This is a genomic window from Maridesulfovibrio sp. (assembly GCF_965230075.1).
Lineage (GTDB): Bacteria > Desulfobacterota > Desulfovibrionia > Desulfovibrionales > Desulfovibrionaceae > Maridesulfovibrio.
In genome coordinates this window covers 4,566,748-4,591,459 of record NZ_OZ245945.1, presented here as the reverse complement: position 1 = coordinate 4,591,459, position 24,712 = coordinate 4,566,748, and the positions used below count along the sequence as shown (strand labels likewise).

22 protein-coding genes are annotated in these 24,712 nt (G+C 50.3%); 13 read left to right on the top strand and 9 right to left on the bottom strand.

The window, feature by feature from the left end:
* The first annotated feature begins 111 nt into the window (after positions 1 to 111).
* Complete coding sequence (serB, locus tag ACO05Z_RS20740; protein WP_421904093.1) at positions 112 to 1,323, top strand: phosphoserine phosphatase SerB; 1,212 nt, start codon at positions 112 to 114, stop codon at positions 1,321 to 1,323.
* Between the two features lie 66 nt (positions 1,324 to 1,389).
* Here serB and ACO05Z_RS20735 read toward each other — a convergent pair whose 3' ends face one another.
* The 4 genes from ACO05Z_RS20735 to ACO05Z_RS20720 all read right to left on the bottom strand — a co-directional run bounded on the left by ACO05Z_RS20735 (position 1,390) and on the right by ACO05Z_RS20720 (position 5,531).
* Positions 1,390 to 2,214 (bottom strand): DUF4198 domain-containing protein, encoded by an 825-nt coding sequence (locus tag ACO05Z_RS20735; RefSeq protein ID WP_421904092.1) that lies wholly within the window; start codon positions 2,212 to 2,214, stop codon positions 1,390 to 1,392.
* Positions 2,215 to 2,330: 116 nt separating this feature from the next.
* Positions 2,331 to 2,654 (bottom strand): hypothetical protein, encoded by a 324-nt coding sequence (locus ACO05Z_RS20730; protein ID WP_421904091.1) that lies wholly within the window; start codon positions 2,652 to 2,654, stop codon positions 2,331 to 2,333.
* A 20-nt stretch (positions 2,655 to 2,674) separates the two neighbouring features.
* Entirely contained in the window at positions 2,675 to 5,185 is a 2,511-nt protein-coding gene (gene feoB / locus ACO05Z_RS20725) for a ferrous iron transport protein B (RefSeq protein ID WP_421904090.1), read from the bottom strand.
* 13 nt (positions 5,186 to 5,198) lie between these two features.
* The gene (locus ACO05Z_RS20720; protein ID WP_421904089.1) at positions 5,199 to 5,531 is read right to left on the bottom strand and encodes a FeoA family protein; all 333 of its coding nucleotides are present in this window, start codon (positions 5,529 to 5,531) and stop codon (positions 5,199 to 5,201) included.
* A gap of 512 nt (positions 5,532 to 6,043) precedes the next feature.
* Here ACO05Z_RS20720 and ACO05Z_RS20715 point away from each other — a divergent pair.
* Positions 6,044 to 6,901: a GGDEF domain-containing protein gene (locus tag ACO05Z_RS20715; protein WP_421904088.1), complete on the top strand. Its 858-nt coding sequence runs from the start codon at positions 6,044 to 6,046 to the stop codon at positions 6,899 to 6,901.
* A 35-nt stretch (positions 6,902 to 6,936) separates the two neighbouring features.
* On the opposite strand, the gene ACO05Z_RS20710 is transcribed toward ACO05Z_RS20715, so the two are convergent.
* Positions 6,937 to 7,158: a hypothetical protein gene (locus ACO05Z_RS20710; RefSeq protein ID WP_421904087.1), complete on the bottom strand. Its 222-nt coding sequence runs from the start codon at positions 7,156 to 7,158 to the stop codon at positions 6,937 to 6,939.
* A gap of 107 nt (positions 7,159 to 7,265) precedes the next feature.
* Positions 7,266 to 7,697, bottom strand: a complete 432-nt coding sequence (locus ACO05Z_RS20705; RefSeq protein WP_421904086.1) for a Fur family transcriptional regulator — start codon at positions 7,695 to 7,697, stop codon at positions 7,266 to 7,268.
* A gap of 209 nt (positions 7,698 to 7,906) precedes the next feature.
* Here ACO05Z_RS20705 and ACO05Z_RS20700 point away from each other — a divergent pair, with 209 nt between their 5' ends.
* From ACO05Z_RS20700 to ACO05Z_RS20665, 8 genes are all read left to right on the top strand, one after another.
* Positions 7,907 to 8,254 carry a hypothetical protein gene (locus tag ACO05Z_RS20700; RefSeq protein ID WP_421904085.1) on the top strand — a complete coding sequence of 116 codons (348 nt, stop codon included), beginning with the start codon at positions 7,907 to 7,909 and terminating at the stop codon, positions 8,252 to 8,254.
* Between the two features lie 208 nt (positions 8,255 to 8,462).
* Complete coding sequence (locus tag ACO05Z_RS20695; RefSeq protein WP_421904084.1) at positions 8,463 to 10,670, top strand: heavy metal translocating P-type ATPase; 2,208 nt, start codon at positions 8,463 to 8,465, stop codon at positions 10,668 to 10,670.
* Entirely contained in the window at positions 10,648 to 10,962 is a 315-nt protein-coding gene (locus ACO05Z_RS20690) for an HMA2 domain-containing protein (protein ID WP_421904083.1), read from the top strand. Before ACO05Z_RS20695 ends, ACO05Z_RS20690 begins: the two co-directional genes overlap by 23 nt.
* A 28-nt stretch (positions 10,963 to 10,990) precedes the next feature.
* Positions 10,991 to 11,701 (top strand): hypothetical protein, encoded by a 711-nt coding sequence (locus ACO05Z_RS20685; RefSeq protein ID WP_421904082.1) that lies wholly within the window; start codon positions 10,991 to 10,993, stop codon positions 11,699 to 11,701.
* 3 nt (positions 11,702 to 11,704) lie between these two features.
* Positions 11,705 to 12,022 (top strand): YtxH domain-containing protein, encoded by a 318-nt coding sequence (locus tag ACO05Z_RS20680; RefSeq protein ID WP_421904081.1) that lies wholly within the window; start codon positions 11,705 to 11,707, stop codon positions 12,020 to 12,022.
* Between the two features lie 49 nt (positions 12,023 to 12,071).
* Positions 12,072 to 12,338, top strand: a complete 267-nt coding sequence (locus ACO05Z_RS20675; RefSeq protein ID WP_421904080.1) for a hypothetical protein — start codon at positions 12,072 to 12,074, stop codon at positions 12,336 to 12,338.
* Positions 12,335 to 14,452 carry a heavy metal translocating P-type ATPase gene (locus ACO05Z_RS20670; RefSeq protein ID WP_421904079.1) on the top strand — a complete coding sequence of 706 codons (2,118 nt, stop codon included), beginning with the start codon at positions 12,335 to 12,337 and terminating at the stop codon, positions 14,450 to 14,452. The genes ACO05Z_RS20675 and ACO05Z_RS20670 overlap by 4 nt, the downstream gene beginning before the upstream one ends.
* Before the next feature lie 2 nt (positions 14,453 to 14,454).
* The gene (locus ACO05Z_RS20665) at positions 14,455 to 15,168 is read left to right on the top strand and encodes a FeoA domain-containing protein (RefSeq protein ID WP_421904078.1); all 714 of its coding nucleotides are present in this window, start codon (positions 14,455 to 14,457) and stop codon (positions 15,166 to 15,168) included.
* A gap of 39 nt (positions 15,169 to 15,207) precedes the next feature.
* Here the strand turns inward: ACO05Z_RS20665 and rlmN are convergent, their stop codons facing one another.
* Both rlmN and ACO05Z_RS20655 read right to left on the bottom strand, forming a co-directional pair.
* Positions 15,208 to 16,242 carry a 23S rRNA (adenine(2503)-C(2))-methyltransferase RlmN gene (gene rlmN, locus ACO05Z_RS20660; RefSeq protein ID WP_421904077.1) on the bottom strand — a complete coding sequence of 345 codons (1,035 nt, stop codon included), beginning with the start codon at positions 16,240 to 16,242 and terminating at the stop codon, positions 15,208 to 15,210.
* Positions 16,243 to 16,259: 17 nt separating this feature from the next.
* On the bottom strand, positions 16,260 to 18,194 hold the full coding sequence (locus ACO05Z_RS20655; protein ID WP_421904076.1) for an ArnT family glycosyltransferase: 1,935 nt from the start codon (positions 18,192 to 18,194) through the stop codon (positions 16,260 to 16,262).
* Between the two features lie 170 nt (positions 18,195 to 18,364).
* Between ACO05Z_RS20655 and ACO05Z_RS20650 the strand changes: the two genes are divergently transcribed.
* A complete protein-coding gene (locus tag ACO05Z_RS20650; protein ID WP_421904075.1) occupies positions 18,365 to 21,040 on the top strand; it encodes a cyclic nucleotide-binding protein in 2,676 nt (891 codons plus the stop codon).
* Positions 21,041 to 21,056: 16 nt separating this feature from the next.
* Here the strand turns inward: ACO05Z_RS20650 and ACO05Z_RS20645 are convergent, their stop codons facing one another.
* Entirely contained in the window at positions 21,057 to 21,299 is a 243-nt protein-coding gene (locus ACO05Z_RS20645) for a phage regulatory CII family protein (RefSeq protein WP_421904074.1), read from the bottom strand.
* 352 nt (positions 21,300 to 21,651) lie between these two features.
* Here ACO05Z_RS20645 and ACO05Z_RS20640 point away from each other — a divergent pair, with 352 nt between their 5' ends.
* Both ACO05Z_RS20640 and ACO05Z_RS20635 read left to right on the top strand, forming a co-directional pair.
* The gene (locus ACO05Z_RS20640; RefSeq protein ID WP_421904073.1) at positions 21,652 to 23,472 is read left to right on the top strand and encodes a HAMP domain-containing sensor histidine kinase; all 1,821 of its coding nucleotides are present in this window, start codon (positions 21,652 to 21,654) and stop codon (positions 23,470 to 23,472) included.
* The gene (locus tag ACO05Z_RS20635; RefSeq protein WP_421904072.1) at positions 23,472 to 24,707 is read left to right on the top strand and encodes an inorganic phosphate transporter; all 1,236 of its coding nucleotides are present in this window, start codon (positions 23,472 to 23,474) and stop codon (positions 24,705 to 24,707) included. Before ACO05Z_RS20640 ends, ACO05Z_RS20635 begins: the two co-directional genes overlap by 1 nt.
* The last annotated feature ends 5 nt before the right edge of the window (positions 24,708 to 24,712 follow it).

Here is a 24,712-nt window from a genome sequence, read left to right as displayed (position 1 = left end):
GATTATTTTTTGTGCTTCCCCCGATCAGGAAGCCGTATCAACAGTCTGAATGTTTACTGTGGCTTCATTTTATGAGAAAGTCCGCCATCTAACCTATTCAGGGAAACAACCATGCCCGAAATAATTCTCATTCAAATCTCCGGCGAGGACAAACCCGGCCTGACTTCTGCTCTCACAGGAGTTCTGGCGGGCTACGGCATTGATATTCTGGATATCGGCCAGAGCGTGATTCACAGCCAGCTGGTACTTGGCATACTTATCCGCATTCCCCGTGAAGCGGAATCAGCCCCGGTTCTCAAGGACATTATGTTCAAAGGGTACGAACTGGGGGTCAACGTAAAGTTCAAGCCCATTGAATCAGACAAATACATGGACTGGGTCGCTGCGCAAGGCAAACCCAGACATATTGCCACCCTCGTGGGCCACAAACTGACCGGGGCCCACATCTCAAGAATTTCCGAGATCATTGCGGACAACGGATTGAACATCGACATGATCCACCGCCTGTCCGGCCGCATTCCCATGAACGGTGAACCAGCACCACGCCATGCCTGTGTTGAGTTCTCCATCCGCGGCATCCCCGAAGATCTGGACCGCATGCGCTCCAACTTTCTGGAAATGGCTGCCGAAGATCAGGTGGACATTGCCCTGCAGGAAGACAACGTGTTCCGCAGAAACAGACGCCTTGTCGCCTTTGACATGGACTCCACCCTCATTCAGGCTGAAGTCATCGATGAACTGGCCAAGGCCGCCGGTTCCGGTGAAATTGTCAGCCGGATTACTGAATCAGCCATGCGCGGTGAAATCGACTTCAAGGAAAGCCTGCGCCAGCGTCTGGCAACCCTCAAGGGTCTGGATGAAGGCGTCATGGAAGATATCGCCCGTAAGCTGCCCATCACTGAAGGGGCGGAGCGGCTTATCTCCAACCTGAAGAAATTCGGCTATAAGACCGCCATCATCTCCGGTGGGTTCACTTATTTCGGCGAAAAATTACAGGAAAAGCTGGGTGTGGATTACGTCTACGCCAACCGCCTTGAAATCGAGGGCGGTAAGCTGACCGGCGGAGTTATCGGCGACATCGTGGACGGAGCCAAGAAAGCTGAACTGCTGCGCAAGATTGCAGAAAAGGAACAGATCAGCCTGCAGCAGTCCATTGCCGTGGGTGACGGTGCCAATGACCTGCCCATGCTCTCCATCGCCGGACTGGGCATCGCCTTTCACGCCAAACCCAAGGTTAAGCAGGATGCCCGCCAGTCCATTTCTCACTTCGGCCTGGATTCCATTCTCTACCTGATCGGGCTACGCGACAGGGATACTGATTAAGAAACAAAACAAGCCCCGCAGGAGTCATCCTACGGGGCTTTTATCATGCCAAAGAATAAGCAGGGATTACATATCTACTGCTTTGATCCAGATTACAGCATCCTGAGAGAGTTCTTTACCCTTGTACTCTTTGTCAGGACCGGAACCCAGTGCGCAGAAGCCCCACCAGCCAGCTTTGGGGATAGCGAAAGTCACGTAGCCCTGAGCATCGGTTTTAACACCCATGGTTACGAAAGCATCGTGAGGAGCGTGAGCCTTTTCTTCTTTCTTGAAAGCGTTGTTCTTCATGTCAGGCTCGTGGTTCATGTACTCAACTTCAACGTCAGCATTGGGAACGGGCTTACCGTCGGAAAGAAGCTGGGCCTTGAAGGTCATACCGGTCCACATAGCATAAGGCTTAACAAGGGGAATCCATTCGGTCTTCAGACCTGCAGGAGCAGCCCAGTTGCCGGGCAGCCCGCCAACGTTCATGTAAGTCTTGGTGATCTGCTGGATGTAGATATCTTCTTCACCTTCATAGTAAGGAGCAGGAACCAGAACCAGAGTGTAGTCACCCATGGAACGAACGATTTTCTTGGGCAGCTTTGCTTCGTAAGCTTCACCGGAGTTGGTCAGGCTGGTCCAGGTGATGGGCTTGAGCAGCTTTTTGAGGTCGTACTTTTTGGTTTTACCTTCTTCACCTTTCTGGTGCAGCATGAAGAATTCTTCAGGCATACCCATTTTCATGGTGTGTCCAGCTTCGAAGGGATGGGTGAAAACGAGCTTAACGTCGGTTTCAGCGCCCTTGTTCTTGGCGATTTCCGGGGTGTAGATCATCTGAAAATGTGCAGAAGCGGGAACCGCCATAGCAACGACCAACAACAGATTGAGAAAAACTACCTTCATCTTCATCTTGTTTCTCCTGATTGTGATTTTGATCCTCTTTATCAAAAGATAAAGAAAATTTTTTGAATTTAGGGATTAACTGCACGCACTATGGAACGCTCATAATGCGTGCAGGAAATTGACTACTCAACAATATCAGAACCGTCGATTTCAATGGAATGGCCTTCGCCACCATCAAAAGTAACAGTGTAGTGACCTGCAGGTTTTTTGAATTCGAACTCACTGTTCTCATTCATAGCTCCCTTGAGAACTACTGCTCCAGAATCATTGCGAACATACATTTTCACACCGGAAGCAGAAGAACCGTCAGAGAATCCACCTTCGCAGAGAACGGTGCCGTCACCGTTATCAAAGCAGCTGCACAGGGGGGAATGGGCCAGCGCGGCAGTGGCGGAAAGTGCGATCAGTCCGGCTGCCACAACGAGTTTAGCAATTATGTTTTTCATAGCTGTCTCCTGAGAGATTTTTATTGGTTACTTGGTTGATATTTATAGGATGCCGAGACTTTGTCCGAAGCGATCTTATGCGCTAGCGCGATTAATAAGGCCACGGACAGGGCCAGCACATAGAACCCTTTCATCATTGTTATACCGCTGGCTCCAATAGCACTCCCGAAAGTGAAGACCGCAGAAGCCACTCCGAAGCCCACAGCTGTCGGGAAGAAAATGGAAAAGAGCATCCATCTATATGATCCGGTCTGCACCTTGACCATAATAGTGGCCGCAAGGCAGGGAGGATACAGTGCAAAGAAGAGAATAACCGCAAGTGCATGCAGGGAATTCATGCCGTTGTGCTGGCTCTCATTGTCCATGCGCTGTTCAAGGGTCTGGTTGTCATCAGCACCCTGCTGATACAGTACACCCATGGTCGCAACAGAGGATTCGCGAGCTGCAAAGGAACTGATCAGGGCGATGTTAATTTTCCAATCAAAACCCGCATATTGGGTTACAGGCTCGAGTGAACGCCCGATCATGCCGAAAAAGGAAGTTTTGATCTTTTCTTCCTTGATCTTACGACGCAGTGACTTCCTTGCGGTTGAAACCTTGCGCAGGGCACGGTTAACGATCTTAGCCGCTTTATCGCCACGGGGCTTGATCAGTACAAAAGTCTCCGGGTTGGCTTCTTTAAAAGAGCTGTCCACCCGTGCGGCTCCTTCTTTACCGGAAGCATTCATGCGGGCACGCTTGTAATCATCATAGAGATTAAGCAGCGGCAGCATCTTTTCACCGGTGGCAAGATCAGCGTAAGCATTGCCTGCAACTTTAGAATCAAAAGTTGCAATAGCCTTGTTCATCTCGGTTTCATAATAATCCATACGATCCTCGCTGAGTCCGGGAAACTGCAACAGGGAGAACACGCACAGAGAAACCGCAACAACAATGGAGCCGACCTTTTTAATGTATTCCCAGGTTCTTTCCAGTGACCGCTGAGCCACACCAAAAAAAGTGGGAGCATGATAGTTGGGCATCTCCATGATGAAGGGAGCTGTTTCACGACCTTTGAGGACCGTTGTGGTCAGGAGCTTGGCGATGATCAGGGCCATGATGATGGTAATGGTCGAGATAAAGAACATTGCCCATGACTTATGGTCCGCAAAATAGATATTCACCAGCAAGGTGTAGAGCGGAATTTTGGCCAGGCAATTCATGAATGGAACAGTCAGGATGGTTGCCAGCCTCGAACGCTCATCAGGAATACCTTTGGTAGACATAATCCCCGGAACAGCGCAGCCCCCGGCAAAAACTCCCCCAAGAATGAATGGCAGAGTCGATTGCCCATGTAAGCCGAAACTGTGAAAAATGCGGTCCAGAATAAAGGCAATTCGGGCCATATATCCTGAGTCCTCAAGAATAGCGATCAACGCAAATAGAATCAGGAAAATGGGCACGTAGTTAAGCAGTGTGTTGGCACTATCCACCATCCAAAGGATCATGGAGCGCAACAGAGAATCTTCAATCAACCCAGCCGGAGGCAGGACTGAAGCGACAATATCCCTGAACTTGGCTAGAAACGGCCACGTATATTTGGTCAACTCATACCCTTGAACAATAGAAAGTTCATAAATGAGGTATACAGTTGCCAGCAGGAAGAACGGAGCCAAAGCGCGGTTCAGCACCCAGCGGTCGATTCTTTCAGAAATAGGCTGACCGGAATCTTCTTCCTTAGTCACGCAGGCATCGACGATTTCCCCGGCCACCCTGTCGCGGCAGGCAACAATGTAGTCGCTGGTATCTACGCCGGTCTCATCTTCAAAAGCCATCCTGCGGGAAAGAGCTTCTTCAATGATGACCTTGCCGTTTGCATGCTTGGTCTCAACAATTCTCCGGGCTTCGGAATCATTCTCCAAAAGCTTGATTGCCAGCCAACGCAAAGGATAAAGCACGCCAAGGCTGGCATCTGCAGCCAACTGCTCTTCAAGGGCTTTTGCATGTGTCTCAAGGTCGCCGTAATCGATAACCACCGGACGAGAGTAGGACTCCTGATTAACTGCCTTACGAATGGCAGCTTTCAGGGCCTGCTTACCCTTACCTTTGCGGCCGACAGTGGCAACAACGTCCACGCCAAGTCGATTGGTGAGTTCTTTCAAATCAATTGTGAGTCCCTGACTAGCAGCAACATCCATCATATTCAGGGCCACGGTAACCGGAAAATTCATTTCCAGAACCTGAAAGGTAAAATAAAGACTGCGGCGCAAACAGGTGGCATCCATAACGTTTACGACCACGTCAGGTTTTTCTTCCAGCAGGAATTCGCGGGATACACGCTCCTCAAGCGAGAAAGAAGTGAGGCTGTAAGTACCGGGAAGGTCAACCACCTCGTAACGAGTCTTACCTTCGCGATAGCTACCGACTTTTTTATCTACAGTTACACCGGGATAGTTGGCCACATGCTGATTGGCCCCGGTGATCATATTATATGTTGTTGATTTACCGGCGTTCTGCTGCCCGGCAAGAGCGACGAGAAAGTTGTCTTTCATCGTCTTTTTCCCCTCAGCGCTCATCTTCCACCTCAATCTGATATGCTTCGGTACGACGCAGGGTCACGCAGTACCCGGCTACACGCAATTCAAGAGGGCAGCCCAGTGTTGCCACACGGACCACTTCGATCTCCCTGCCGGGGACAAAACCCAAATCAAGCAACCTCTGCCTCACCGCGCCACCGGAAGAATGACCACGAATAATGGCTTTTCCTCCAATTGGGATGTCCAGAAGGCTTTTGCCACGCATGCGGCAAGGCTTCCCCTGTCTTCTTCCGCCAGCACCATGCCCCCTCTTCCTTGCGGAAGCAGGTTCACGGTTAAAGAAATCAAACTTGTTCAACATAATTATTGCCTCTTTGTTTGCATCCGATTTTGCGAATGAATTTCGAAATCAATTACTATATAGCCAAAATTTTCTTGTCAACTACAAAAGCACCAGCCGTGCTGAACACCCCCCAACCTACGCTTAACCATCTGTTTTATCGGAAAACTTAACATCTACCCTCCTCTATTTCACCTCTAACCTAAGCCTCACAGCCATTGAGTGGATGGACCATGAAAAATCAAAAGTAAAATTACATACCTTTTTTGCTTGAAATTGACTTTCGTTTTCATTATCCGAAGTAGTGGTACGGGGTCAATACGGCATTTCCAATCAGAATGGGCCACAGTTATCCAGCTGCGGTCGGGGATTTCCGATAGATTTTGCCGGGGAGGTACATACCAATGGTAAAATTAATAAAGAACAAATTTAAAAATATTATTTTATCCAACAGCCCAAGTGGCCGTAACAAACTCAAAGCAAAATCGTTTGTCGCAGTCCTGCTCATGCTGATTCTACCGGCAGGAGCCTTGATGGCAGTCGCAGAATTCGCGGACCGAAATTCTTTGGCCATGTATGTCTGCCTGCATTTCAGTTTGTGCATCGCCCTATGCATGCCAATAGCAAACTGGCTTGAGGACTGGATGGTCAACCGAGAACTACACAAGATGAACAATTTCTGCGTTAAGCTCAAACAAGGCAAACTGGACCAGCGTCTGGAGCTTTATTCCAACAAGGTTGGCGTTGCCACCGACGAAATGAGCCTGCTACAGCATAACCTGAACTGGTTGGCCCATTCCGTTGCCAAACGAGAATCCAGACTCACTGAATCATTGGCCAAAACACGCCGGGACAAGGAAAGACTGAATCTGCTTTCCTATACTGACCATCTTACCGGATTGTTTAACAAACGCTTTTTCGAGCTGAAACTGGTTGAAACATGCTCAAAATGCATTTCCTGCAAAACACCTCTTCACCTCATGCTGATCGACTGCGACCACTTCAAAGAGGTCAACGATAAGTATGGACATCAAGAGGGAGACAGAATCCTTGCTGAGCTGGGCCAAATCATCAACTCGTCCGTACGCGGTGGAACTGATTTTCCTTTCCGTTTCGGCGGAGACGAATTCGGAGCGATTCTTGTCGGCGTGGATTCAACCCGCTGCGAACAGATCGCTGAACGTATCCGAAGCCGCTTTGCCGGAGTCAAGCTTGGCCGGGCCAGTTTGAGCATCGGTCTCTCCAAGCTCTGCTATCAGGCAATTGACGCTGAAACCGAAGCGGAGAAACTGGTCTCTTCTGCTGACAAAGCTCTGTATTTTGCCAAGAATACCGGGCGGGATAAAGTAATCAGCCCCGCCCGGTACAAGGAAATATCACAGAACCTGTAGCTCTTATCATACATTAAAGAATGTTAAGAAAGAGCCTATCCGGCCATGTCTGCCTTTGCTTCATCGACCAGACGGGCAACTTCGTCCTTGGCTGAGCCATACTGCTGTGAAGCCCAGTTACCAGCCTTCACCCCACCCTTTACGACTTTGCTCACCGCAGGCTTCACACCCCCGGCCTTGTATACAGCATAAGCGGCCACTCCAACTGCGGTCGCGGCTGTTGAAACCAGCAACAATCTTCCGAGATTGAAACTCATTTTTATTCTCCTTAAAGAGCCCTAAGGCAAATTGATTTATAAGCTGAATATGCTAAGCGCACATCAAAGGGAAAGCCATGCGAATGAGAATTATTTGCAATAGCCAGCTACTGTTTTCTACAGTCAGGGCAAATACCATAAAGAATCATCTTGTGCCTGTTCACAACGAAATCGTGTTTACTGGCCAGCTTTTCCTGTAATTCTTCAATCCGGTCTTCAATAACTTCAATTCTACGATTACAGCGGATGCAGACCAGATGGTCGTGATGATCCCTGTTATGGCGGCACTCGAAACGGGTTATTCCATCACCGAAATCCAATGATTCGGCAATACCGCTCTCTGCCAGAAGCTTAATAGTCCGGTAAACTGTTGCCGGACTGATGGAAGCATCGCGCTTGCTGACATGCGCATAAAGCTCCTCGCATGAATGATGACCTTGAGTACCCAGAAAGACCTCTAAAACAATACGTCGCTGTTCAGTTGCAGCCATTTTGTTCTTGGTAAGATATTCCAAGAACTGAGTTTGCGGGCTTGACATCCTTTCCTCCATTGTGGATTTTGTGAAAATGACACTGATGACTATTCTCAAGTGAGAATCGTTGTCAAGCCCTAAGTACTCACTCACGCGAGATAATTTTCTGCAATTGAAACTCAATAGTGCTGCTTTATAAAAAAATTAAGTGCGCTAATTATTAACCCACCATGAAAACACTGACGGTCAACCGTCTAAAAATACAGGAGTATGAAATGACTACACCTACTACAACAAGAATTCTTCCCGTGATCACTGCTTCAGCCGCAGCAACCGGCGCCCTTGTGGGCGGAACAGTAGCAGCTGTTCGCTCCACTATTGCTGTTAAAGAAGGCAGAATTACCAGCTGCGAAGCAGCTAAGACCGTAGCCACCGAATCTGCCGGAACCGGTCTTGCTACTGCTGCCGGTGTAGCTGCCACCGGTGTACTCGGACTTGGCGGGCTGGCTGGACTGCTCGGCTTCACCGTAGTTGCGACAGGCGCCAAAATGCTTTGGGACAAAGCTGTACCCACAGCACTGGACAACGACTCCCAAAAAGATCTCAAGCCTGTAGCGGAATAAATCGATATTCGACTGCCCTGATGCTTCTACCGAGATTCAGGGCAGTTAACTTCCGCCCACATACCTATGCTTTTGGACTCACCGAACATCCAAGTTTTAATTGACAAACGTTATCAGCGTTTGTATTCCACACATGCGGCATTGAAATTCACTCTCAATGTCAAGCGGATGTTCATCTGATAAGTCTGTAACAAAACAGGACCGTCTCGTGAAAACAGAAAAGTCATATGCAATCATAAAGCATTCAATACCGGGCAGAATCAGATTCAAAGTGCCGGATCTACGCAAGGATAAAATCCTTTGCAGCACTGTTGAGCGGAATCTGGAAAGGGTTGCCGGAGTCACCCGCACTCGCACGAACAACAAGTGTGCGACACTGGTTATTCGCTACAACCCTGAATTCATAACGCCTGAACATGTTTTTGAAGCACTTCGGGAGATCGTAGCCGTTCACACCACCAAAATCTGTCCCATCAAGGACAAGAAAGAGTGCGGCTGTCCGCAGGTCAAAGACGCCCTGCGTTATTTTTCCTTTGTATCCACCGTGGGCGGAGCTGTGCTGGCGAGTGAAACCCTGCTGGGAATCACCGTGGCCCAGACACTTTTCAGCCCACTCGGCTTCCTGACTGTGCTGGCGGCAGTTCCGCTAGTTAAGGAAGCGGTAACCAAGCTGCGCGAGAAAAAATTCGGACTTGAAGGTATTCTTGCCGGAGGCATCATAGCGGCAGTTGTGGCCGGTGAAGCAATGACCGCCTTTGAAATCCTCTGGATCAACGCAGGGGCGGAACTGCTCACCGCATGGATTACCGAACGTTCTCGCCGAGCCATTTCCGGCATTCTGGATAACACCACCCACCACACCTTTGTACTTAAAGACGGGGTTGAAGTTGAAATGGAGATCAACAATCTCCAGAAAGGTGATGTTGTAGTCCTGCATACCGGGGAAAAAATCTGCGTGGACGGAACCATAGTGGACGGTCAGGGACTGATTAACGAAGCCCCCATCACAGGACGGGCCGACTTCATTCACAAACAGCAGGATGATCAGGTTTTCGCCGGAACATTCGTGCGCGAAGGCGTTATTTACGTCAAGGCCGAAGAAGTTGGCGATAAAACCTATCTGGCTCGTATCCTCCACAAAGTTGAAGATTCCCTTGAAAACAAGACCGACATTGAATCCACTGCGGACAAACTTTCCGTACGGCTGGTCAAAATCGGCTTTGCCTGCACCGTGGGCACCCTGCTGCTCACCGCTGATCCGTGGCGCGCTTTTACCGTACTGCTGGTCATGGCCTGCCCCTGCGCAACCGTACTTTCCGCTTCCACACCCATCAGCGCTTCCATAAGCACTGCTGCCAAAAACAATATTCTCATCAAGGGCGGCAGGTATCTTGAGGAAGTTGGAAAATGCGACATCGCCTGCTTTGATAAGACCGGAACCCTGACCGGAAGCGAGCCCAACCTTGAACACGTTCACACCGTTGATGGTGTAAGTGAAAGTGAGCTGTTGAGTTATGCTTTTTCCGTGGAAACCCACAACCACCACCCGCTGGCCCAAGCCATCAAATGTGAAGCTGAACAACGAAAGCTTGCTCCCCTGCCCCACACTGTCTGCGAATATTTCTTAGGCAAAGGGATGCGCGCAGAACTCGTTGAAAATGAAAACCATTCTATGGAAATTCTGGTGGGTAATAAAAAGCTCACCGAGCAGTTTGATGTGCGCATCGGCAGCCTGAGCAGACAGGTTTCCAACCTCAAACGCAAAGGACTGACCGTACTTTACGTGGTCAAAGACAAGGAGCCCATCGGCTTGCTGGCTTTTGCCAATACCATCCGCGAAGAGTCCGCAATGGTCCTTAATGCTCTTGGAACTGGCGGGGTTGAACGTACTGTACTGGTTACCGGAGACGAACCAGCTACTGCCAACGACCTTGCCAAGACCTTATCCATTCCGGAAATCCACGCCTCGGCCATGCCTGAAGAAAAAGCGACCCTTGTGCGGACCCTGCAAAGCGAGGGCGGCAAGGTCATGATGGTCGGTGACGGCATCAACGATGCCCTCGCCCTTGCACAGGCCGACGTAGGTGTAGCCATGGGTACCGGGGGCGCTGAAGTAGCCGTTGAAGCGGCAGATATTGCGCTGGTCGACGACGACCTCAAGGGACTTATGTACGTCCAGCAACTGAGTCAGGACACTGTAAAAATCGCCTACCAGAACTTCTGGCTGGCAACAGGTTCAAATATAGCGGGAGTCATCATGGGTGCCACGGGGGTTCTTTCCCCGGTCATGGCCGGGTTCCTGCACATTCTGCATACCATAGGAGTCATAGCCAACTCATCAAGGCTGCTCCTGCATTCACCTGAAGCAATCGAATCCAAACAAGGTAAAATTTATGAACTTCCGCAAAATAGTTGAACTGGAAAAGTACCTTGATGTGGCCCACCACATCCCGGGCCGAATCAGGGTAAAATTCAGCCCGCTCATCTTAACCAAGCCCGTAGCACTGGCCGCAATGAGGGAACATTCCGAAATGCCTGACGCTATCAAGGATGCCCGGGTCAACATGTCCGCCCGCTCAGTGGTTATTGAATACGACCCCGAACAGATTCATCCGGAACTGGTTGAAGAACTGATTCAGGGAACAGACCAAGACAAGAAAGCACAAATAGTCTGCGATCTCTATGGCAGGCTCATGAATAATTGTTAAAAGACACTTACTTAGAGGAGTGATAAAGATGTCCACTGAAACAACCGCCCCCGACGCACAGCAGACCGCACCGCAGCAGCCCAACACCTCCCAGCCGGTGATGGGTCCGGATCAGGGGCAGCCCCATTTTTCCTATACCACTCCCGGTGATCCTTATCAGGGAGCCCCTGTTGCCGGGAATGTACAGCCTGACATGACTGCCCAGCAGCCCATGCAACAGCCAGTATATCAGCAGCCGGTACAGCAGCCGAGCCAACCTGTTTACGGACAGCCTGTATACTACGGTCAGCCCGTGTATGGTCAGCCTTTATACGGCCAGCCCGTTTACGGTCAGGTCTACCAGCAGCCCATGCAGCAACCGGTGCAGCAGCCGCTGCAACAGCCCATCCAGCAGCCTGTACAACAACCTGTCCAGCAGGCTCCCACAGTCAATCCCAACACATCAGAAGAACAGGTCAAGCAATTCGTAGATCTCGTCAAGGACACTGCGGAAGGCAAAGCTGATCCGGCAAGTTTCCTCAGCTTTTTCAATGGCATTGATGATGGTTTCTGGAAAGGGTTGCTTGTTGGCGCAGGTATCACCTTTGTCTGCACCAGCAAGACTGTACGTTCCATCTTCACTTCCGGCGGCGGCAAGGAAGAAATGTCCGCAGAAGAAATGGAAAGGATGGAAGATCTCAAGGCCGAACAGGAATACATGGCCGCACAGGCTGCCAAAGAAGCAGCGGAAAAGGAGTAAAAAATGAGTCAGGATTACAATAACGACTACGTATACAATTATCAGGACCCGCAGCTCACCGAACAGCAGCGCATTGATTCCCTGCAGCAGGTTGAACCTGTTCAGCAGGATACTTCCGTAAAAAGCTGGGTAAACTTCACTGATTCCCGCTATTTGAAAGGGTTTCTCGTGGGTGCTGGCGTGGCACTTGTTGCCTCCAATCCCAAGGTCCAGAAAGCGGTTGTTTCCGGCGTGGTCAAAACATGGTCCGCTGTTCAAGGCGGCATTGAAGAAGCCAAGGAAAAAATTCACGACATCAAAGCCGAAGCGCAGTCTGATTAAGAAGCCTCCGGCGGCTGGGGAAGGGGAGAGTCCCCGGAGGGATACTAAAATGAACGCTTTACCTGAAAATACTGACCTAATTAAAACTAAAGACAAAAAGCAGTTCCGCCAATGCAAGGACTGTCCGCTTACCCCGAGTAAGACCAAGACAGCAGCCAAGGTGGGCATGGTTGCCACGCTTGGGGCCTCAGCGGCTTCCGGCGTACTCAAGTTCAGGGGTGCAAAGCCGTTGCATCTTTGGGCCTCTGTTGCTTTTGTCGGTTTTACAGCTTTGCACTGGGCGGTTTCCAGAAGACCGCAGAGGACAACCAGATGATCGGAATTCCGAATACAAGAAAACGTTTTAAGATAGTCCATGAACTGCCGAAACGGATCAGGCTTAAATCCCTGATTCTGCTCGCGCCAGATTTGGATCACAGCTATCTTCAAGCCAGTGTTGAATCCCTGAGCGGGGTTGAATCGGTCAGGATTAACGGCCCTGCCTTTTCCATTGCCGTAGCATATGACGGGACTCCTGAAGTCCGCTCAGCCATCCTTGAAACACTGGACGATATTCCAAAGGAAGCTTTCCTTAAGGACAATGAACGGGAACACAATGTGGACCTGATTGAAGTTGGAGCACGCACTGCTGCCGCTGCAGCTACCCCTTTTCTGCCCCTGCCCGTACAGGCTGCAACAAGCTGGATGCTGGGCATTCCCGGAATTGTGGACGGGCTTGAGACCCTGTTCACCCGCGGGGTTAAGATCGAGGTGTTGGACGGTACTGTCAAAGCTCTTTCCCTGTTACGCGGTGACTACTTCACCTCCAACTCTGTAGGCGCACTGCTCAGCCTTGGTGAATACCTTGAAGACCAGTCCGAACAAAAATCCACAGACCTGCTCAAGACCCTGCTCAAGCCGCAGGTTGAGAAAATCTGGATCGAAAAGGACGGGCGAGAACTTGAGATCGACTTCAATGATCTGCAAGTAGGCGACATTGTGGTCTGCGGTCCCGGAGAACTCATTCCCATTGAAGGAACAATCGTTGAAGGCGACGGCTCAGTGAACCAGAGCTCCATCACCGGAGAATCCGTACCCGTGCACCTGCAACCCGGAGACGCAACCCTTTCCGGTGCAGTTGTAGAAGAGGGCACACTTAAAATCAGGGCTGACAAGGTTGGCGCTGAAACGGGTATGGCCCGCATCAACCGCTACCTGGAAAGCTCCCTGCGTTCGCAGTCCAAGAGCCAGATCCAGTCCGCAGAACTTGCCGATAAGCTGGTTCCCCTGACCTTCGGGGCCGGGCTCGGGGTTTATGCCCTAACCGGAGACTTGGCCCGCGCAGCATCAGTGCTGACTGTGGACTACTCCTGCGCCATCAAGCTTTCCACTCCTGTTGCCACCCGTACTTCCATGTACACCGCCAGTAAGGCCGGGGTACTGCTCAAAGGCGGGCAGGCCCTCGACAACCTCGCCGCGGTGGACACCATCGTCTTTGACAAGACCGGAACCCTGACCAAAGGGGAACTGAAAGTCACCGACATCGTACCCATGCCTCTTTATGAAGAGGAAGAGCTGCTTTCCATTGCCGCCGGCGCTGAGGAGCACTACGCCCACCCGGTAGCCAAGGCAGTAGTAAACGAAGCCAAAGCGCAAGGTATCGAACTCCCGGAAGTCAGCGGTGTCGATTTTATCGTGGCCCATGGGGTTTCCGCCTATGTTGACGGTAAACGCGTACTTGTAGGCAGCCAGCATTTTGTTGAAGAAGATGAGCACGTGGACTGCTCCTATATGGAGAAAAAAGCCCGCCAGCTGCGTAATGCAGGAAAGAACCTGCTTTTCGTAGCCATGGACGAAGAGCTTATCGGTGTCATTGCCATGCGCGATGAACTTCGCCCGGAAGCACTTGAAGCCCTCGAAGCTTTCAAGGCAGCCGGAATCAAGCGCATTGAAATTCTCACCGGGGACCACCGCTCCACAGCACTGGCTCTTGCAGCCCAGCTGCCCCCGGTTGATGCAGTACATTGGGAACTCAAGCCCGAAGACAAAGCCAACATCGTCAAAGAGCTCAAGGACGGCGGGGCCAAAGTTGCCTTTGCCGGAGACGGGGTCAACGATACCCCGGCCCTTGTCTGCGCTGACGTAGGTATCTGCATGCCTTCCGGAGCCGATCTTGCCCGTGAATCTGCACAGGTGGTCATGCTCAACGAAGATATGCTCACCCTTGTGGAAGCTCACCGCATTGCCCTGACCAACCGCGAAACCCTGAGCAATTGCCTCTGGTCTGCTGTCGGCATCAACTCAGCCACACTGCTGCTGGCCGGTATGGGCAAAATATCCACTCTTGCTGCGGCCATGACCCACAACCTCAGTACCGTGGGTATACTCGGATACGCGGCCATGAAAACTTCAGCTGCGAACAAACCGCAAGAGTCCGCAAAGGAGAACTAATAATGTCCCTGACATTAAGAAATGCGCCTGTAGAAAAAAACCTGATGCTCAAGGCCGTAAGCAGCGAGAGCCTGAAAAACCGCCTTGAACGCATGGGCCTACATATCGGTTCGGAGCTGGAAATCATGTCCGAAGATTCAGTCCAGCACCCGGTAAGGATCAAAGGACCGCAGGGAGAGGTACTCCTTGCAGCGGGGATGGCCTCCAAGGTCATTGTCCACCACGATGACGGGCACAAGACTCCGGTATTTGAAATGAATCCCGGTGAACAGGGCCACATTGAAGGACTGACCGCCGGATCACAATTGGAAAAGAGTCTCAAGATACTTGGTATATCCGAAGGGGATAATATTGAGCTGGTCCGCTGCCTGCCTCCCATGACCTACAAGACGGTGGTAGACGGCAAACAGGCTTCCCTAACCGAGGGCATGGCTGCCAAAGTCTGGGGGGAATGCGACGGAGTAGCCTGCCAGCTGGCAACCTGCGGCAAGGGACGCCCTTTTGCCGTCAAAAACGTGCTGGGCGGACCAAGAGCGGCTAAAGCAATATCTGCCGTTGGCATCAAGCCCGGTGCCACAGTGACTCTCGAAACGGTGGAACCAGCACGAGCATTAGGCATGACTCCCGCCGCCCGCATAATCATCATGACCAAGGAAGGTTTACGCCTGCATCTGCGGCCGGACCAAGCCGAAACCATGTTGGTTACTGAACTTTAAAAAAGAAAAGGGGTAGTTAAAAGCTACCCCTTTTTTTATTTATTTCATCTGGTCAGCTTTCAACTGCCCGCAAGCCGCTTTGATATCCTGTCCCATGGACCTGCGGATGGTTGCGGTTATCTTCTTATCCCAGAGATATTTTTCAAAGGCTAAGACCTTTTCCCTTGTGGGGGCCTTGTAGAGCGGCTCGTCACCGGGGTTGTAGGCAATGAGATTGACCTTGCAACGGCGGTGCCCAAGCAACTTGACCAACTGCTTGGCGTGCTCAATGGAATCGTTAACTCCGCCCAGCAGCAGATATTCATAAGTAACCTTTTCCCTCGGCTTGAGCGGGAAACGGTCCATGGCTGCCAGCAGGTCTTCAATGTGGGTCTTAGCGGCCTTGGGCATAATCTTTTCACGCAACTCCTGAGTGGGAGCGTGCAGGGAAATTGCAGGGAGGGTCAGCCCGGTCTTGCCCAGCTCTTCCAGCTGCTTGACGAAGCCGACGGAAGAAACAGTGATGCGCCGGGGCACAAAGGAAAGGCCATCCGGGTTGTTTAAATTACGCAGGGTGCGGATCAAATTATCAAGATTGAGCAAGGGCTCACCCATGCCCATGAAAACAAGATTCTTGAGCGGATCAAGATTGTTCTCCCGCAGATATTTACGTCCCGCCAACACCTGACCGAGCATCTCGGACATGGACATGTTCCGCTCGAAGCCCATCAACCCGGTGTTGCAGAAGGTGCAAGCCATGGCGCAGCCCACCTGAGTAGACAAACACTGGGTGTAACGCCCTTCCATGGGGATGAGCACAGTCTCCACCAGCGCACCGTCCTTAAGACGCAGGAGCAGCTTGATGGTCCCGTCCTTACTGGTCTGGACCACATCTACCTGTGGATGGTTGATGACAGCCTTGGCTTTCAATTCCTCACGCAGATTCTTGGCCAGGTTGGTCATGGAATCGAAATCTTCGACACCCTTCTGCCAGAGCCACTGCCAAATCTGGTCGGTACGAAAACGGGGAGCCTTAAGCTCCTGCGAGACAAAAGTTTCAAGCTCGCTGTATTCCAAATCAAGTATATCTATCATTCTGTTTTTATCTGACATTATTTCATTTTACCGTGATTAAAACGGACAATATAAACCTTATCTTTAAGCCACTTAATGGTCAGCAACTCCCTCTCCTCAATTTCAATAATTTTTTTAACTATGGGAGGAAGGGAATTAATGAAAGGTTTCATTTTATAATAATCAATTGAAGAAAGCAGCAACACTGCATTCTTGAATTGATTATTTTTCAGGTATTGGTAAACCGGATATTTTTCCGCATCCGGATGTTCTTTTTTAAACAATTCTGCTGCAATTTGGGGCGTGGCCAGAGCCTGCAGCAGCTCCCCGGGATGACCCCCGGAACCGAGCGAGTACATGCAGTTTCCATCCTTATCAAGCTTTTTAAGGTAGTAGGCCACGTCGGGAAAGGACTTGATGAAGAACGGACGATGGATGACCAGAGTATCGCCATCGGATAATTCGGCAATCCTGTCGGTAACAGCCTGCGCCAGAATAGGCAGGGGGCGATTCTCAGTCAGGGACGTATAGGACGGCAGGGCCTTGTAATAAAAAGGCATTACCGCCGTGATAGCCAATGAACCGACCACAATATGCAGGGCCGGACGCTGGGACTGCCTGACACTTACAATAAGCAACACCAGAAAAAATGCCCCCAGAGCAATAAAAAAAGGAAACATCAATTCCATATACTGGCCCACGGGTACGCGATCCGCAAGGTTCACCGAAACGCTCATGGATTTGAATGAGCGGTAACCGAGCATGGCCGCCATGGACAGAATCCAGACAAACCCCATCTCAAAAAGAGTGCGGTACGCTTTATCCCGCTTGGCATTGACCAGCCAGTCACAAACCAGAATGGACAGCAACGGCAGTATCGGCAGCATATAACGGTTGGACTTGAGCTTGAAAAGCAGGGTGAAGACTATCAGGTAGACCAGAAAAACGCAGGCCATGAAGACATACTTTTCATTAAACTTTTCCCTGATACTGCGCCAGATACCGTAAACAGTTCCAAACACATAACCGCCCCATGGGAAAAATATGACGGTCAGGGTATCGAAATAAGGATCAAGGTGACTTAGTTTATTTGTAACCTTGGAACTTGTGGAAGCAGTATTATGGAAAAATTGCCCAAGCAGCCCCTGAGTATAATCGAACCCGGAACTAAGCCATGCCCCGTAAAGCCAGAGAAAGAACGGAGCACACCCGGCAATAAACCAGAGCAGCAGGATATTGCGGTCAGCCCACTTAGCTGCCACCAGCCCCTTTATGTTTATGGCAGACATGAAAGATGTGGATTCACCGGACTCATGCTTCTTATTTACATTGTGACGAATCCCCACCGCCAGCGCATAACCGGCCATGGGCAGGAAAGCGAAGGGGCCTTTAGCCAGCACTCCCAAAGCGGTCAGCAGCGCACCGCCGATTGCTGTCTTAGTACTTTTGTCTCCGAGGTAACGCAGCAGGTAAGAATATGTGGCCCAAGTAACGCAGCAAGCGAAAACCACGTCTACTTTCATCATCACGGCCATGAATTTAAAAAGCACGGAACTTTGCAGGATCATCCCGGCCAGCAACCCGGTGGCTGGACCGAAAAGCTTACGCCCGGTCAAAGCAGTTCCCAGCACCATAAGTACGGAACTGATCACCGTGGGTAAACGCAGCAAGGGCAGGATGTTGCCGCTGAAACCGTCAAGTGAAGCCAGCCATGCAAAGGGAGACATTACCCAGTAAGCAAGCGGCGGTTTCTCCATACGAGGCATGCCATCAAACATGGGAGCCAGAAAGTTTCCGCTGTGGATCATTTCATAAACAGCTCGCGCATACTTGGGTTCGTCAATATCATAAAAATAATTCAGCCATGTTCCGTAAAAAGAAACTGCGGCTGAGAAAAGAAGCAGCAGGCCTAGCAGCAACACCCAGTTTTTACGGCAGAATTCATTAAGGCCAGACTCATATGTTTTATCCATTCGCTGATCCCGGTTCCTGATCTATATTTTCATAAAAAAGTTCATATTCGGTATGTGGGCTACCTGTACCAGAGTTCTCCCGCCAAGTCGAAACATGCAGGGCTGGATTAAATGGCCGTGATAGGTTACTTATTAAGCCATATCTTACTTATATTTACCAAGAGGCTTAGATGCGTTTTCCAATTTCAGTAAAACTTCTTTTTCTAGCTTTTTTTATTTCCCTGCTGCCCGCAGCAGTCGAAGCCTCGCCTACACACATATCCATTGGAGATTTCCTTACTCCTTCCGGGCAACCCTCGCCTGAATTCAAGAGCTTTATCCAGCAACGCTTAACAGCCGCAGGACTGGTTTGTGAGAACTGCACAGAACAGCCCCCGGAATCAAGATACACTCTCTCCGGGCTGATGGTCCGGGATGGGAAGGGAACTTCTTTCTCGGCTTTGCTGGCCGATAATTTTCACCTCGAACCGGATGTGTTCATTAAGGGCAAACAAATCGGCGGCAGCAGTTCCGAACCTGCAGCCAACCGATTGGCAGACTCAGCAGCAAGACTGATCTCAAACCAGTCTGTTGCTTCAATTGATGTCAGCGGAGACTCCCGCCTTACCCCCAACGCAGTAATGGCTCTGGCCCAGATACTGCCCGGAGAAAAAGCCACCCCGCAAAAAATTATTGCCGCCCGGATCATCCTTGAGAATTGCGGCTTGTTTGAAAAGGTCCGCATCTATCTGACCCCCGGACCGAACGGACGCAAGGTAAAAATATCTGTCAAAGAACGGGACTCCATCATTCCTGCCAACATGCCCGGTCCCGGCAAAGCCTTACTGGACAACATTCTCGGCCCTGCAGACTCAGACCTTCCTGAATTTCCGGTAATTTCCCAAAATAGGTTCCCCGGACTGTGCAATGCTACCTGCGGTGGATACCTAGCCTACCGTGCCGAGAACATCCTGACCCGCCTGCGTAATAATGAACATCGTTTCAATATGGATGATGTGGAAGAGCTGGTCGCTGTGGCCGCAGCAATCAGGAACAACATATCTGTATATGACGCCTCATGCCGCGATATGTGTATTATCCTGATGAAACTCTGCTCCATGCTTGATTTACACACAGTCCGCACTATCTCCGAAAAACTGCAGCAAAATTTTGATCAGAAGAACAGCGGCCCGCACACATTGGAAAAGAATCTTGAACGCATTGAATTTCTCACTCAGGCATACGAAACAGCTCAGGAAGCACAACTGATACTCTCTTCCCGCATTTTCCATGACCGCATTCATTCTCCGGTAGTCCCTTGGGTTCTGTATTCACTAGGAGAACAGGCCCTGAAAGCGGAAGACATTACCCGCGCAGCTCCCCTGCTGAGTGGTGCCATAGCGGTTTCATCACTCCCGGTAGCCCCGGAAATGCTGCTGACCACAGCCAAGGCGCAATACAGCAATCTTGATATTGAATCCGGAGGAGCAGCCTCCACACAACTTAAGCCGCTGCTAGCCAACCCGGACCTTGATGACGATCTCCGTCGCCAGATAAGCTCCCTGCCCCGCAGGGCAAATCTTTGTGAGGCAGCACTCTCCATAACCGATCAGGACTCATTTGAGCTGCAACTCAAAAAAGGCAATGCGCTTATCCTGCTGGACAGACCCGATCTTGCAGAACCGCTTTTCCATAGGCTCAACGGCATAAGACCTGATGACGCCCGCCCCTTTACCGGACTTGCCCGCCTAGCCTTCCAGCGGACAGACAGCCTGCTTTCGGTAAGGCCCTATCTTGAGCGAGCAGAGCGCATGAAGAACAAAGACCGTTATTTTTATGAGCTGGCCCTGGCTTACAAGCTGGAACGCATAACAGCAGAAGCCCTGCCCACTATCAGGATTGACGGACGCAATTCTGAAGAAGCTTCCGCCACAAGGTTTATCCTGCCAAAGGCTCTGGAATATGCTGACGGATATGAGAAGTTCAATCTTCCACAAGCTAAGTTGATCAAGGCCGGAATCAACGTGCTGGAAGAGTGGCTGGCCTACCCTGCCATGAGCAATGCTGAAGCATTTGAAAATATGTTCCGCCAGACCATGGAGCTTGATGCTGAGATGGGTGAGCAACCTGAAATCCTGTCAGCAAGCCTCTACTTCTCCACTAACTCAACTGACCGGACAGAGGCCAGAGAGCTCATTTCCCGCCCCATGTCCGTCAGGGCAGGCTTGAAACCTAGATTTCTGCAACTGAACCTGTTGATCAGGGAGATGGCCCTTGCCCCTTCCGCAGAGCTGGCCAAAGCTTTGGAGCAGGCAGGAAGATCCAGTTTTTCTGACACGACAAGCCGGGAAGAAGCTGTAACCCTGAAAGCGGATGCTCTTGCAGTTGTCGGCTTATATACAAACTCTACAGCAATACTGGAACGGGCGGAGTCTTTATATACTCTGGCTGTGGATTTGGATGAAGGGGGAAAAGGAAGACTGCTCAACAACTTGGCATGCATGAATCTAGCCTTAGGCATGATTGAAGAGGCAGATGATCTCTATGATGAGGCTCTGGACAGCAGCCCAGAAGCAGGAAAAATTGTAGAATTGGGCAAGATAGTTTCTTCGCTGACCGGGGAAGAACGAAAACGTGCATTGCAAGCATTCACAGCAGCAGAAATGTCACCGAGACTCATGGATGCCGCCCTTAGCTTAGACGGCATCACAAACAGCACTGCTGCCCCGGAAGAAAATTCTTTTGTGGGAATGAAGGGAGTCTATCTTGACGAGAAGAGGACAATTACTACCGGATATGACAACTATTCCGGTTTATCGATCGATTTCAAGTACAACACTAATATCTGGCTTTTGCCGACATTTTAATCAGCAAACATCCACGCTAATCAAGCGACTCGATCGTAAGATCCAACTCCTCAGCCATAAGCCGCAAAGGCTCAACACCACCGGTAATACGCATGATTTCTACAAGGGTCTCGGCACCCAGCTTGGCTTTTTTATCATCCGGATTAACTTCACGAGCCAGAGTTTTAGGAGTCTTTCCCAGCCGTTCGGCCAACTCTTCCAAGGACACCGGACCATTCATAACCAAATCTTGAATTGCTTTTTCAACTTTTTCCGACATTGTTTTCAGCCTTATTCATTATCAGTATCAGTTAGCTAACCTGCCTGAGCACTAATAAACCAAAACTCAACTCCATTCAACATACCATCTGCGTCTCTCGCAGATATCACATTGATTCAATCCATCACATGCATACTCTGCTGACAAAAGGCAATTGTCACTGTATTGTAACAATCATATTTGGCGAGCCAAACTGGGGTCGAGAACATTTTTCCTACTATTTCAAAAAGATAAACTAACAACACACTTTTGTAACAAAACTTGACCTAACCATATTAACATGCTTGTTACTCCCCTGTGACGATCAGCGAAGTTACATTTCTGTTATGGACAATCCTCAGGGAGAAGTTTTTTGCCTAAAACATCACTACATATGAAGATCATGCTTTGGGGCTGGGCAGTACTACTATGCGCCCTGCTGCTGACCTTCTGGTTCTATTATGGAACAGTGTCAGAAGAGCTTACATCTTCCAGCAGGCAGAATACTTCCAGACTCCTGAATTACGTTCGCTGGAAAATCAGCCACAGCCCGGTCAGTCCCGGTACTCCTGAATTTCAAAATGAAATAACGGAACTGGGTTCCCATCTTGATGTCCGCATTACATATATAAAGAAGGGCAAGGTCCTGGCCGACTCCAGTGTGGAAGCGAGCAGGCTTCCAGAACTGGATGACCACTCCAACCGCCCTGAGGTCATCGCCGCAGAGGCCAGCGGAACCGGAAAGAACATCCGCTACAGCAAAACCCTGCAAACCCGAATGCTCTATGTCGCCAAATCAATGGGCAATAACGGTGAGTTCATCAGATTAGCTCTGCCCTACTCCATAATAGGAGAAAGACTGGACCGGGTCATGCTCCACTTTTCCATACTCCTCGCCATGCTGGCTGTCGGCTCCGCAATTCTCCTCATATTTATCGGCAAACGCACCACCTCAGCAGTGCAGGAAGTCTCGGCTACCGCTCAAGCTATCGGGGAAGGCGACTATAGTAAACGCATCAGGGTGATTCCCGGCGGTGAATATAAGTTGATGGCAAATTCCATCAACACCATGGCTAAAAAGATTCAGGGGCATATCCGCATCATTGAAGACCAACGCAACCAGCTGGACGCCATGTTCGAGAACATGACTGAAGGCATCATGGTCCTCGACCCGAAGGGAAAGATAGAATCTGTTAACAAGTCCATGACGGAACTTGTCCCTGACACACAGGAATTCCTGGGCCGGGTTCCTCTTGAAGTGCTGACCCGCCATGAAATTCAGGATGCAGTTGATAAAATCCTCAAGCACGGCAGCGAAAACAATTCCGACTCCCTGATCGTCGACCTTGCTGACGGCAGGTCCATGAACGTAACCATCTGCTCCTACGAAGATTACAAAGGCCGCCGCAAACTGATCCTCGTTTTCCACGACATCAGTGAAATGAGAAGGATGGAAAAAATACTCCGTGACTTTGTTTCCAACGCTTCCCACCAGTTGCGCACCCCGCTGACCAGCATCAAGGGATATTCCGAAACCCTGATTGACAACCCGCCGCAGGATCAAAAAATCCTGACCAGCTTCCTTGGAACCATACTTGATAACGCCAACCATATGTCCAAGGTCATTACCAGCATGTTCGCTCTGGCCCGCAGTGAATATTCGGGGAATAAACTACGCACCAAACCTACTGATCTGCAAAAATGTGTTGCACTGAGCATGGCCAACCTGCAATCCCTCGCCGAGAACAAAAACATCAGTCTCAGCAAAAGCGAAATACCGCAAATCAAGATCACCGGAACAAGCGAAGGTTTGGTCCAGATTTTCGACAACCTTATTGAAAATGCCATAAAGTACGCACCGGAAAACACAGGTGTCGAGGTTCAGGCAGAAACCGACCACGAATTCGCAATAGTCAGGGTTGTTGATGAAGGTCCGGGAATTGCGCCCGCTGACAAGGAACGTATTTTCGAAAGATTTTTCAAATTGGATGAAAACGCTGTGGGACACGGCAGCTCCGGATTGGGGCTGGCTTTGTGCCGCAGTCTTGCACGTAACTTTAACGGTGACATCTGGGTGGAAAGCCCGGTTGACGCGACAACAGGTACCGGTTCTTCATTTTGTGTGAAACTCCCGGTAGCAGCTGAACAAGCTTCTGAATTCGAACAGAATTCACAACAAGGGGATTATCTCTAATGGATATTTACGATCTGTTTTTTTACATGTCCCTGTTTGCAGGGTTCATGATGGCTTTTAACCTAGGAGCTAACGACGTAGCCAACTCCATGGCTTCAGCAGTTGGCGCAAAAGCCATCACCATCCGGCAGGCAGTACTGATCGCAGGGACCCTGAACTTTGCGGGAGCGGTTTTCCTCGGCTCCCATGTGACCGCAACGGTCAGTAAAGGGATCATTAACCCGGCGGCAATTGCCGATCCGAAAATCATCATGATCGGTATGTTTTCGGCCCTGCTCGCAGCGGGACTCTGGGTACTCATATCAACATTTACGGCCTTGCCGGTATCCTCAACACACTCAATTGTGGGTGCCATCCTCGGCTTCGGCCTTGTTGCAGGCGGACCGGACGTGGTTAACTGGCTGAAAATGGTCGGTATTGTAATGTCATGGATCATTTCACCATTCTTTGCCGCAACCATTGCCTTTGCCATCTTCACCCACATACGGAAAACAATTCTCTTCAAAAAGGACTTCATCCATCAAGCCAAAAAGTGGGCTCCTATCTGGATGGGCTTGACAGTTCTGCTAATTTCCCTTTCATTCTTATATAAAACCCCCATGGGTAAAAACCTGAAGCTCCCCTTCATGGGATCACTCGCCCTTGGCTTTGGTATTGCCGCTCTGGTCTGGTTTGCCGGAAGACTGGCTATCAACAAGCTTGTTGGCGATCCTGAAGATGGCGCTGAGGCTGTGGAAGCAACCTTCCGTAAACTGCAGGTGGGGACATCCTGTTACGTTGCCCTCTCCCAGGGTGCAAACGATGTTGCCAACGCCATCGGCCCTGTTGCAGCCATCTACCTGATCTCCAAGGAACACGTGCTGATGGCTAAAGCTGATGTTCCCATGGGCCTGCTGGTTATGGGCGGACTTGGTATTGCCATCGGTATCTCACTCATGGGACACAAGGTTATGGGCACAGTGGGTGAAAAGATCACCGTACTGACCAACACCCGCGGGTTCGCTGTTGACTTCGGTGCTGCTTCAACCGTACTGACAGCATCCAATCTTGGATTGCCTGTATCCTCCACCCACGCCGCAGTAGGTGCGGTTGTAGGTGTTGGACTCGCAAGAGGTTTCTCAGCGGTAAACTTTAAAATTCTCGGAAGAATCGTGCTCTACTGGGTGCTCACCGTTCCCATTGCCGCGATCACTAGTATAACAATTTTCAGCCTGCTCAAATGGGCTTGCATTTAGATAAC